Below are 12,126 nucleotides of genomic sequence, written 5' to 3'. Positions count from 1 at the left end.
CTACCGGACTTTATGTTTGGCGTTGGAGGCGAATTCTTCATCCTGCCAGCCTGAGTGACCTTCGCTCGAATGGGTATGAAGCGCGCGATTTTCCGTACGCTTAGTCAGCCAGCAACATTTTAAGCCGTTCCTCAACGACTTGATTCTTGCGCAAGAAATTATCGCTTGCATCTTTCTCCAGTTGTTCCAGCTTAGTTCGCAGCGCGGCAAGCTCCGCTGCTCGCACTGCTTGCTGCGCATCAAACTCGAGCGCGAGAGCAAGTCGCAGTTCCTTAATAGCGGAGGCCTTTTCTTCGGCAGTCGCGGCTTGTTTGACTCGCACAATCGCGGGGACAACCGATTCCAGAAGAGCTGTCGTTTGAAGATGCTTTTGAATCGCTTCACGTTGCCCGCTGGTCACTGCTGGCCTAAGGCCTGTCGCAGGAGGTTCCACCACTGGAAGCCCCGAAATAGTAGAATCGCTCGCCACGTTCCCTAACCGCGATGATTCACGTGCTTGCAAAAACAACTTGAGAACGTTTGAAGAATGCAAAGTCTTGTTGTCGCAAAATAGCCAGCTGAAACCTCGCTCATTGATCGTTACATCGCCGTTCTTTAACGCATCGTTGTTTCTTTTTGACGCACTCAAGTCGATCAGTTCCGGTGTTCGACTGTTCGTCAAACGAACAATATGCGAAACAGTGCCTGATCCGCCCGGTTCCATATTAGTCGGCCGTAGATCGATTGGTGTGAAGAGACCTGTCGGGGAAAACGTCCCTGCACGATCCGTGATAAAGATCAGACCACCGGCAACCGCGATCTCCGATTTGCCAACAATCGCCTTTTTGATGGTAGGCAATCCATATTCCCATCCACTGCCATAACCCCCACCGGCCCTTATTGGATATCCTTCATTGGACGTGTTGCCAGCATTCTCGCTTCCGTATCCAGGGATACCTGCACCAATGTATCCAGCAGCGGTACCATAAGGACCGCCGGAGCCACCAGCCATTCCACTGTTGCCATAACTCGCTCCGTAAGCACCACCACCCGCATAATCGCCGCCAGGGGCTATCGGAGCTGTAGGGACCGGAATCAAAAGATGTTCAAACATAAAGGATCGCTCGGCATCCTGAGGAATCTCAAAATAGTGTATCGGCATGTCGTCGGTCGCGGTAATACTCTCGCAAGTCGCAATGGTGAGAGGGCTAAGCGTGACAATCAATCCGGCCATACTTTTTGATTGCAGTACGATTCCATCGACGCTAACTTGGTATGTTACTCGCAAGATACCGTTAAAGTTCGGTTGTCGACGATCGACTTCATAAGCGGCTACTGGTGGTGGCGGCGTAGTATCAGGATGCCCACCGATTTCACTCGCTTGCGGCTGTTCAACAGCTTGCTTCGCTGGTGGCGGACCATAGGGACTGTTGCCTTGATAGTCACTATTTGAACCCTCTACCGCCGGGAACTTTGATGAAGGTTCCGTAGTGGGGGGAGCTTGTTGAGCCAAGCAGGCATTTGGCAGAAAGATCCAGTTTAAAGACAAAGCCGTTGTCAAACCGGCTAGAAGACTGGTCATCAACCATCGTGAGAAAAACGTTCGCATACTTGAGTCCTCGGAATGAATGAAGGGAGTTTAAAAGGAGTCTTACGGTTGCAGTTCCAATTCTTCAATTTGCTGCCGCAGTTCGTGAATCGCCTGTAATTCATTTTCATGCTGCATTCGCGATTGCTCGACGTTCAATCGCGCCTTAAGTGTCATGTAAGATTCATTGACTTGTGCATAGGGAGAAGCAACTTGCACAGTTGCCGGAATGACGCCCGGTGGTGGGATTGGCTCCGGTGCAGCGTTGCGTTCTGACGCTACCCAGGCAGGGGTGTGGTATTCAAAGTAGATGCCTGCCGCAATCCGAATGAAAATCGCCAGCACAAGTACAATCCAGATGGCCCATCGAACCTGACGCGTTGTCTCGAGCGTTTTCGGTAGTTTATGTTTACTCGGATTGTCCATATGCATCGTACAGGCATTGAGAAGTTGAACAATCTTTTCGCCGTCGGCCAGACGCTTGTCTGGGTTCTTCACTAGCAGAAGCATGACCAATTGATCCAGCCATGGAGGAACCTGTCGTCGCAGTTCGCTGGGCTTCTTTGGCAGTTCGTCTTGTAATCGCATTAGTACTTCATAGACATTTCGCCCACGAAACGGCGGATATCCAACGAGCATGGCGTATAGCACGCATCCTAGACTGTACCAATCGGTCCGATAGTCCGTTGGACCGCCCGCCGCCTGTTCGGGACTCATGTAGCTGGGCGTGCCCAACGTCATACCGCTGTGAGTCAGACCGATATCGTCAGCTACAAGGGCCAACCCAAAGTCGGTCAACGACGCTTTCAGGATCGACGGTTCGATCATGATATTGCCTGGCTTTACATCCCGATGAATCACACCTTGCTCATGCGCGGCGACTAAGCCCAGCGCAATCTGGGAGGCGATCTTGAGAGCCGAACTTATGCTCAACGGACCGGATTGATCAAGGTGTTCTTGCAAGTTCCTGCCTGATTCGAATCGCATTACAATGTATGGCAAGCCATCAAACTCAGACACGGCATAGATGGGGACAACGTAAGGTGAATGGATTGCAGCAGACGCTTGTGCTTCGCGAATAAATCGCTGCCTGGCCGTTGCGGTAGCTGCCATCGCTGGCGATAACACTTTCAAAGCAACATAGCGATGTAGCGGACGGTCGAACGCTTTGTAAACAAGCCCCATCCCGCCGGACCCCAAAGGCTCGACTAATTCAAACTGATCGATCCTGCCTAGCAATACATCATCGTCAGAAGCAGGGAAGCATCTTGTCGCAATGCTCATCAGCATTTCATTGGGAGTGCGATCGTGCGATTGAGTACTGCTTTGCTCCGCCACGGTTTTCAAAAGCGCCAGCGATTGGTGGACAGCCAGCGTTTCTAGTTTCTCATTGAACCGAATTTGGCACTGCTCGCAAACGTCTAAATGCACTTCCAACTGCTTCAGTCGGTCCGAGCCCAAATCGTCGTTAACAAAAGCATCAATGACCGATACATTGCATGCGGATCTGAACTGGTTCATGAGTCTTCCTCCAACGCCAATACGGCGGCTTGCAATTGCTTAAGGATTCTACCTTTGGTGACGTACACTGCCCCAACACTCATCCCCAGTTCTTTGGCCACTTGTGGTGTCGGCAATCCTTCTACGGCAGTTTTCCAAAAGGCTTGCCAGTGCCGCGGTTCCGAAAGCGATTCGATTTCTGCCGCCACCGCTTTGAATGTATGACGCTGATATTCAAGTTCGATCGTGTCGTTCAATGATTCCGCTTGTTTTGCGACCGCGTCGTTTCGATAGAACCCTGACCCCTCTAGGACCGACGGAAGCTTCGAATGCGTCCGCCAAAAAGAGATGGTTTCGTTTTTCGCCATCCTGTACAGCCAACGTCGAAAAGCGGCCGGTTTTCCGTCGTCAGAAAACTTGGGAATCACGCGTAGCAACTTCAAAAAAATACGCTGACAGCAATCCTCTGCGTCGGCGTGCGATAACCCCATTTTTTGAAGAGAAGCCAACAACGCCGGTCGGTAGATTCGTTCAAAATCTTGCCATTGCTCTTGCTGATTTTGATTTGCAATCGCAGCTATTAATTTCTGATCTGTGATTGGCAATTCGGTCATGCGCATACGATGGAATCGGGTTCAGTAGGACGCGAAGGCGATTGCCGCCTAAGGCCAGACGAAGCAACGCCGTGAACGGCTACCATTCAAAACGCTTGTCACCGATCGGATCTAACAAGAAATTCCAAAATTCTGCATTGAATGACAATTGCCTAGCGCAATCTTACAAGTCTGCGGCGAACTGGATGATCTGACCGGGGACAAGGAAATCGCTTTCAATCGCAAGTGCACCTGGGATTGTGCGGTTGGGATCGTCGATCTCGACGACGCGTTTTTCGCCCGGCAGAAGCCCTTTCAGCGACGTAGCCGACCGCTTTTCACCACTCGCAAAATACGCATCGCGGTAAATTGGAGCGACGCCTTCATTGGTCACTTCTAATCGCACTTTGTTTCCATCTCGCACTGCCGAGCCAATTCGAAATCGATAGCCGGTCGCCATGCCCGCCTCAGCTATGCGATCTTTGTTTTGGAATTTGAACTGCCCATCGCCGATCATGAAGGTGATGTGGAATTGAGCAGCCGCGTTCTCAAAACTGACGCCATTGGGGCCCGCGGCGCTTAATGCTAACTTCTGATCACGATCATTGTAGTAACTGAATTCTCCGCCGCCCGGAGCTCGCTTCCATCGGTCCAGCTTCAATGTCTTCCAGTTCATCGCGTTCTCTTTGGGATGCTGCTTGCACAGGAACGAATCGTCAAACACTCCGAAGTTCAACGCCAATAGTTCATCGTTATCTTCCAGCGGTGTGTTGTCGCTATCGGCCGCATCGACGCTGATCATCCAGGGCAGGGCTTTGAACTGCGAATTCAAATGCTTGAGGAATTTCGCTTGGTAGTCTTTGTCTGGAAATTGCTTGCCTAGTTCATTGGGGCCATCATAGATATGGTATTCAGCCCATAATCCAAACCCGGTTTGCAAGAATGCAATGCGAGGATCCTGATCATACCGAGCTGCAAGCTTGGTGTAGAATTCCAGCGTGAACTCTTTGAGAGCCTCATTGCTCCAATCGCAAAAATGTGTAGTCTTGCCTTCGCTCTTACCGATCGTCTCTTTATAGTCGGAGCGTTGTTTAATGAAGGCTGGGACGGTCGTTTTCTTCCCAACGTAAACGTAGTGGAAACGCAAGACGGCTTGATGCTTCCGGGACGCGATTTCGTCTAGCACGCGATCAATCTTAGAGAAGTCATATTCGCCTTTGTCGTTGACCACTTCGTCATAACCGCAGTAACGATATTCCAGTTGAATCGCGTCGGTATCTGCGTTTTCATTGACGTTCCAAAGGACGATCCCCGTCATCGGTTGCACTTTGGTGATTGTTGACTTGATGCTGACGCGTTCGGGCTCAGCAGCCTGCGTCGCTGGCAAACCAGCAAAGCAACAAGCGAACATCGTCAAAGAAAGGCGCGTTAAATGGGCAGTCCACATACAAAAGGTCCTCAAAGCCAAAATTGGTCCAAAAGTCTTATCGAGTATAATGTATTTGCACGTTCGAATTATTCGCTTTTGATCTGGTTTTGGCGCTTTGCTGAAGGAATTTTGAGCATGCAAAATCATTGATCCCCTGCCCATCGACAAGTCTATGCCGTTTATAATTATCGAACAGCGAATTCCCCCCCTCCTAACTGGTGTTCAGATGAAGATTTCGTGCTTTGTGATTTTGGTTCTAGCGATTTCGCTGCTCTCAATCCCTGCGGTGGGACAGACGCATCCGCCGAACATCGTTTTGATTCTGGCAGATGATCTAGGCTATGGGGATCTTGGATGTTATGGGCAACAGCGAATCAAAACACCGCATCTAGACCAATTAGCTGCCCAGGGCATGCGACTGACGCAGCACTACAGCGGTAATGCGGTATGCGCTCCATCTCGCTGCGTTTTGATGACGGGCAAACACCCAGGGCATGCTTTCATTCGTAACAATCGTGAACTAAAGCCGGAAGGTCAGCATCCGATTCCGGATAGTGAAGTCACTTTGGCTGAGCTTCTTCAGCGAAAGGGTTATGTGACAGGCGCATTTGGCAAATGGGGATTAGGCGGTCCGGAGTCGAGTGGGCAACCGCTACAACAAGGATTCGGTCGTTTCTTTGGTTACAACTGCCAACGCCACGCGCACAGTTATTATCCGTCCTATCTTTGGAATGATCGGGAGCATTTCCTCCTGAACAACGTTCCGGCAATCGACGGTCATGCGCAACTGCCACCAGATGCAGATCGAAACGATCCGAAGAATTACGATGGTTTCAAAGGTCAAGACTATGCGCCTGATCGAATCATCCATCAGGCTCTCGAGTTCGTCCGTAGCAACCAGACCAAGCCCTTCTTTCTGTACTACCCATCGGTAATTCCTCATTTGGCATTGCATGTGCCCGACGAAGAACTGCTGCCCTATACCAGTCTGGGTTGGGATGATCCTCCAACCGACCCCGCCACATCGTTGAAGTACACGCCGCACTTCACGCCGCGCGCGGCCTATGCAGCGATGGTTAGTAAGTTGGATCGCAACGTCGGCGCAATTCTAAGCTTGTTAGATGAACTATCGCTGGCGGATGACACGATTGTGATCTTCAGCAGCGATAATGGTGCGATTTGTGGATGGGAAAGCGAACCCTCGTTTTTCAAAAGCGTCGGTGATCTGCGCGGTATTAAGGGCTCTTTGTATGAAGGCGGCGTGCGCGTCCCAGCCATCGTTCGATGGCCTGGCAAGATTGCGGATGGCAGCCAAAGTGATCGCGTTAGCGGTTTCGAGGATTGGATGCCGACATTGCTCCAAATGATTAAGGCTGAAGATATTCTGCCAAGCGATATAGATGGCATCAGCCTAGCCGCGACACTTCTCGGCGACCGTCAGCGCGAACGTGAGTATTTGTACCGCGAGTTTCAAGGGTACGGAGGCCAGCAATCGATTCGAGTTGGCGACTGGAAAGCCATACGGCAAAACATGCTCAAAGGAAACATGCAAATTGAGCTTTACAACCTAAAGGATGACCCAAGCGAGCAGAACGATGTCGCTTCCTTGCACCCGGATCTTGTCGCGAGCATGGCAAGGTTAATGAAAGAAGTTCGCACGCCTTCGGTCGATTTCCCCTTCCCCGCGCTTGACGATCTCAACTAGGTTGTGCTTGTAGCAAGTAACCGAACAATCCACTGGACAAGCCAGTGGGATTCATGCAGAGACGGATTCCCTCTTTGTAGCGAGAAGCCCAACGATCCACTGGACAAGCCAGTGGGATTCTGAATGTTCTCAGCTTGTCTTTCACGTTCCGCAAAAGGTGCGATAGCAAGAGTCGGGCTCGGATGGGCCTTGGCTGAGATCATCACGCGGAGATGAATTGTCATACGGGTTGGCCAATGCAGCTAGCAGTTCTTCCGTCGGTCCAATATCTCCGTTTTGATTTGCGGCTTGCAAAGCACTTTCAACTACATGATTGCGAGGAATAACGACCGGATTGACCGATCGCATCAATTCATATGCTTGCTGCAGAGGGACACCATTGCGACTTAATCGCTGCTTCCAGCGAGCCTTCCAAGCGCGAAACGCTTCATCTTGAATTTCTGCCGGCAGTTCACTGTCTTCACGGGACAGCGTCCGGAAGGTGGCAGTAAAGTCGACGGAGGATTGCTGCATCCATGCTAGTAAAGAGTCGACCAGTTCAGCGTCTTCGAGCTCTTGAGTCATCAAGCCGATTTTTTTACACATCCCAGCTAACCAACTGGCCTCATACAGTTTCGGAAACTGCTCCAGCGTTTCATTGGCCGATGCAACAGCCAATTCTGGGTTCATGTCTAGCAGCAACAATAATGACTCGGCAAATCGAACCATGTTCCAATGGCCAATCGTCGGTTGATTGCCGTAAGCGTAACGCCCTTGCGAATCGATGGAACTGAAGACCGTTGCAGGATCGTATGCGTTCATGAATGCACAAGGACCGTAGTCGATCGTCTCTCCGCAAATGGAGACGTTGTCGGTGTTCATTACACCGTGAATGAATCCGATATGCTGCCAGCTCGCTATCAACGACGCTTGGCGCTCCATGACTTTGACTAGCAGTTCGAGATAGGGTTTGGCCGCAGTGATTAATTCGGGGAAGTGCCGATCGATGGTGTAGTCCGCCAGCATCTTCAATCCGTCGCGGTCTTGTCGAGCGGCAAAGTATTCAAAGGTGCCAACGCGAATATGGCTTTCAGCCACTCGAGTTAAGATTGCTCCAGGCAACACCGACTCACGATAAACCGGCTCACCTGTAACAACCACAGCCAAACTGCGTGTGGTTGGAATCCCCAAGCCATACATCGCTTCACTAATGATGAACTCACGCAGCATGGGACCTAAAGCTGCACGGCCATCGCCTCTGCGCGAAAATGGTGTTGGACCAGAACCCTTTAATTGAATATCAAATCGTGATCCATCGGGGGTCAGTTGTTCGCCCAACAGAATCGCGCGGCCATCTCCCAACATCGTAAAGCCACCGTATTGATGACCGGCGTACGCTTGAGCAATCGGTGCAGCTCCCTCAGGAATCACGTTCCCGGCAAAAACCTCCGCCAAGTCCTCGATCTCAGCGCGATGCAAGTCCAAGCCCAACTGCTCAGCCAGCGCATAATTCAAGAGCACTGCTTGCGGCGCGCGGACCTTGGTCGGCGCTACTTCGACGGCAAAGCTGCCAGGAAGTCGCGCATAGCTGTTGTCAAACTTCCAACCAATATCCGTTTGCGACATAAAACCCACTCAAAATCCACTTGATGAAGTTAGCTGAACTTGGTCCGCTGAATTCGCCCCGCCGGAATCGATCCCGCAGCGCGCGAAAGCTCGTTAAACGGACTTCTCTTATCGTAAGCGAAAACGCCAGCTCGGTCAGTCGAGTTTATCTCGCATGTGGATAGCAACGATTGGGGGTTTTACTGGCGGCCACTGCATGATTTAGCCAAAAGAATAAGGAATCTGCGGAAATCCCGCATGTAAAACTCGCCGAGAATGTCAAAATTTGTCGATTTTGCCGGTTGTACGGGCCGATGAATCCCTTTGTAGACTTATCGAAGAGTTTCATTCAGGGGAGCGTTGAACACGATGTTCATACGATTGGTAGCTTTAAGTGTTGTGGCAACTGCCGTTCTCAACTTTACCGGTTGCTGCTGCGGACCGATCGCTGGTTCTTGTGGCAGCGGGCCATGCTGTGGCCCCGATTTGGCGGGAGCGATGCCGATGCGATTGGCGAGTCGAGCGGCGAATCGCATGGTCAACCCATGTGCTGACGGGTGTGGTGAAGTTTACTGGGATGAACGCATCAATCATCCACCGGTACTTGACCCGTGCGGCGAGACCGCTTGTCGACCGCTGCTGAGCCGTCTGCGTGAATGCTGGGGCTTGCCGTACATCGGAGCTTGCGAATGCGCGACACCTGGTTGTACTTCATGTGATGGCGGTCATGTGGTCTCGCATCCGGTGACTTATGCTGGCTCCTCCGTGGGCACTAGTGGCTGTGCAACTTGCAATGCGGGTGCTCAGTCGCAGATGATGAGCAGTCCGCATGCAATGTCGACGCACGTACCCAGCATGACTCACGATCATGGTACGCAAGTCATCCAACAGCCGACGCCTGCTGTTCGCAAACCCGCAGCGGTTCATGTGCAGCCAGCCGTACCAGCTCACGATGACCATCACACGACCGCGACCGCCAATCGCCGCGTGCGACCGGCATCGGTCAATCGCCCCGTGGCTCGTTAGCCGTTGTTATTGTAGGCTGGAACTTCAGTTCCCTGGACGCTGCAAAACAGTAAGCGTCCGGGCCTAAACCTAAACCTAAACCAACGTTGGGGTTGAAACTAGAATGAGTTTGTTCATCTCGATTCGAATCCTTGCATTCTAGTCAACAGCAGTCTGGATCCTCATTTTCTCGCAAGTCGTTTGATCCCTGCGAACCTCGCATTCTAATTTTGCGTTGACTGCCAAGTTTTACGCAGATCTGGCAATAACAACGCGACCTTGTTGCCGGCCTACGGTGTCCATCATTCTGCCGGAACTTCGGTCGCTGAATTGGTGTGGACTTAGCATTCGCTTTCGCATTGCTTGACAAGCGTTACCTTGCCGTGGCAATAACAACGCGACCTTGTTACCGGCCTACGGTGTCTACGTTTGGCTATCTAAACTCTTCGCACCGACTCACCTTGACTTTGCCGCTGGATTTTCGTTATCGGCTATATCTTGAAGAGAAATCGAAATTTTCACAAGATTTCTAGCCGCACGAATTTTCAACGCTTGCATTCATGGTCCCACCCAGCCGCTGCCGCCGAACTCGCTTGCAAAGTATCTGCTTACTCAGCAGTTTGCTTTGTATCGTCCTGCAATTTGGCTGTCGCCGTGCGGCATACACCGAGCTCTATATCGAGCAACTCAACAGCGAAGCTCGTCACCTGGAAGACCGAATCTACGAATACGACTCGGCGTATCGAGAGCTGGAACTCGAAATCAATGCCCTGCAGCATGAAAATAATCGCCTCCGCGAACAATTGATGACTAGCCCGAAAAGTCGCTTGCGGCCGACGCCCAATCAGAGCTCACCCGAGCTGAACTTTGAAGAGCTCCCCTCGCGATCATCGACCCCTAAAGTCGCGCCCGTTCCCGATGCAAAATCGGATACTAAATCGGGGCCTAGCAGCAGTGGTCCCGGCGAGCCGACGGTGCCTGCGAAACCACCTGCCGTGATTGAAAGCGTTCCACTGGAACCGCCTTCGATCGAATTCAATTTGCCGCCAAGTGCATTGGATAGCCGTTCCTCAGGAAACGAAGGCTTCAGCAGCAACCTGCGCGATCTCAGCCAGCCACCTCAGCTTGAACCAGCGTTGGTCCAACAAGCCGTCGCCATCCAATCAATGGACGAAGTGCCAAATGATGAGCTTGTAGATTCCGACGAACCGAACTGGATGGACAACCAATTGCCCATTGACGTCGACGGCGATCTCGAGCGCTCCCAAGCTTATTCGCCGCACCTACAAGTCACCGCGAACGCAACGCCGCGCGGCGATCTAGCTGGCGCAAGCGAAGATGAAGCCCCTAGTATCGTAGAGCTTACTTTCCATCCCGCTTTTACTCGTGGTTTCGACGCCGACGAAGTACCTGGCGAAGAGAGCTTGCGTTTGGTGCTGCAACCAAAACTTTCGAATGGTCGAGTCATGCCTGCGGAAGGTCATCTCACGATTGTAGTCGTTGACCCTTACGCCATTCACCCAGAACAACCGAATGCACCGGTGCGTTTGGGGCGTTGGACATTTTCGCCCGAGCAATTGGATGAGTTCTACGATCCGATTGGATCGGCGCAAGGATATCGATTCGAGCTTGGCCCGCTGCCGGTCTTACCGGTCAAGGGCGAAGTGACTGTGTTCGTACGATTGGAGTACGAGGATGGACGCAAACTGGTGAATCAATTCCCGATCCATCTCGATTCGAATCCAACGGACAAACCGATTTGGACCGCTCGCGCGAAATAGTTTACTGCCTTTGGACGAACAACTATGCCATACGGATTGTACTTGTCAGCGGCCGGAGCCAACGCGCAAAATCAACGCTTGGAAGTGCTGAGCCACAACCTGGCCAACGTCAATACGCCGGGCTTTAAGCCGCAGCTTGCCATTCTGCAAGCGCAGCATTCCGAGGCGATCGAGCGAGGCGAGATCAGCGCTGGCAGCGGGACGTTTGCCGATATCGGCGGCGGTGTCGCGATGGAGGAGGTCCGAACGGTCCATTCCCAAGGGCCGATCCAGCAGACGAAACGCATGACCGACTTTGCGATCAACGATGACAAGTCGTTTTTTGTGGTACAACGCGGGCAAGAAACGCTGCTGACGCGAGCTGGCGATTTTCTGTTCAATTCGCAAGGTGTATTGACCACAACCAACGGTGATCCGGTAATGTCAACCGCTGGCAATCCGATTCGAATCGATCCAACGAAAGACTATACGGTTCATGAGGACGGGCGAATCATGCAAGCTGGTGCCACACAAGTTCTGCAGCTCGCGAGGCCTCAACAGCCCGGCGATTTAGCTCGTGTTGGTGACAATTTTTTTAAGCCTTTGGCGGAGCTGCAGAATGTGCCGCAAAATGAAAGACAACTTCGCAACGGCTTCTTGGAGCAATCTGGAGTAAAGCCGACGGGGGCCATGATGGAATTGATTGAAGCCTCTCGCCTTTATGAAGCGAACTTACGGATGATCCAACATCAAGACCAAACCATGGGCGGTCTGATTGGCAGGTTGCTGAAAGAGTAACAAAGGTAGTAGGCACACTCCGCTGTGCCGTTACAAGGGTGGACGGCCCACGGAGTGTGCCTGCTACGATGCGGGCGGCCCACGGAGTGTGCCTGCTACATTGCGGGTAATCGAAGTCAGCGCGGGCTTGATACCGATCGCTCGATTAACTATAGACAGTACAGTGAATCATCGACGTGTTGAAC

General features: G+C 51.9%; 9 protein-coding genes. 4 read left to right on the top strand and 5 right to left on the bottom strand.

From position 1 onward, the window contains the following. Positions 1-100: 100 nt before the first annotated feature. The 4 genes from SH302x_RS17930 to SH302x_RS17915 form a co-directional block, all read right to left on the bottom strand. The gene (locus tag SH302x_RS17930; protein WP_479363840.1) at positions 101-1,561 is read right to left on the bottom strand and encodes a DUF4766 domain-containing protein; all 1,461 of its coding nucleotides are present in this window, start codon (positions 1,559-1,561) and stop codon (positions 101-103) included. 69 nt (positions 1,562-1,630) lie between these two features. Continuing rightward, on the bottom strand, positions 1,631-3,088 hold the full coding sequence (locus tag SH302x_RS17925; RefSeq protein ID WP_479363839.1) for a serine/threonine-protein kinase: 1,458 nt from the start codon (positions 3,086-3,088) through the stop codon (positions 1,631-1,633). Continuing rightward, entirely contained in the window at positions 3,085-3,681 is a 597-nt protein-coding gene (locus SH302x_RS17920; RefSeq protein ID WP_479363838.1) for an RNA polymerase sigma factor, read from the bottom strand. The genes SH302x_RS17925 and SH302x_RS17920 overlap by 4 nt, the downstream gene beginning before the upstream one ends. A gap of 163 nt (positions 3,682-3,844) precedes the next feature. Next, positions 3,845-5,107, bottom strand: a complete 1,263-nt coding sequence (locus SH302x_RS17915) for a DUF4832 domain-containing protein (protein ID WP_479363837.1) — start codon at positions 5,105-5,107, stop codon at positions 3,845-3,847. A gap of 154 nt (positions 5,108-5,261) precedes the next feature. Between SH302x_RS17915 and SH302x_RS17910 the strand changes: the two genes are divergently transcribed. After that, positions 5,262-6,794, top strand: coding sequence for an arylsulfatase (locus tag SH302x_RS17910; protein WP_479363836.1), 1,533 nt, complete (start codon positions 5,262-5,264; stop codon positions 6,792-6,794). Between the two features lie 141 nt (positions 6,795-6,935). On the opposite strand, the gene SH302x_RS17905 is transcribed toward SH302x_RS17910, so the two are convergent. Continuing rightward, positions 6,936-8,399 carry a protein adenylyltransferase SelO gene (locus SH302x_RS17905; RefSeq protein ID WP_479363834.1) on the bottom strand — a complete coding sequence of 488 codons (1,464 nt, stop codon included), beginning with the start codon at positions 8,397-8,399 and terminating at the stop codon, positions 6,936-6,938. 348 nt (positions 8,400-8,747) lie between these two features. Here SH302x_RS17905 and SH302x_RS17900 point away from each other — a divergent pair, with 348 nt between their 5' ends. From SH302x_RS17900 to SH302x_RS17890, 3 genes are all read left to right on the top strand, one after another. Continuing rightward, positions 8,748-9,404 carry a hypothetical protein gene (locus SH302x_RS17900; protein WP_479363832.1) on the top strand — a complete coding sequence of 219 codons (657 nt, stop codon included), beginning with the start codon at positions 8,748-8,750 and terminating at the stop codon, positions 9,402-9,404. Positions 9,405-9,943: 539 nt separating this feature from the next. Then, on the top strand, positions 9,944-11,164 hold the full coding sequence (locus tag SH302x_RS17895; RefSeq protein ID WP_479363831.1) for a hypothetical protein: 1,221 nt from the start codon (positions 9,944-9,946) through the stop codon (positions 11,162-11,164). Between the two features lie 24 nt (positions 11,165-11,188). After that, positions 11,189-11,941, top strand: a complete 753-nt coding sequence (locus SH302x_RS17890; RefSeq protein ID WP_479363830.1) for a flagellar hook-basal body protein — start codon at positions 11,189-11,191, stop codon at positions 11,939-11,941. The last annotated feature ends 185 nt before the right edge of the window (positions 11,942-12,126 follow it).

The organism is Njordella calcicola (genome assembly GCF_056494125.1).
Note: the sequence above shows the minus strand (reverse complement) of the source record. Positions and strands in the feature narration are given on the sequence as shown.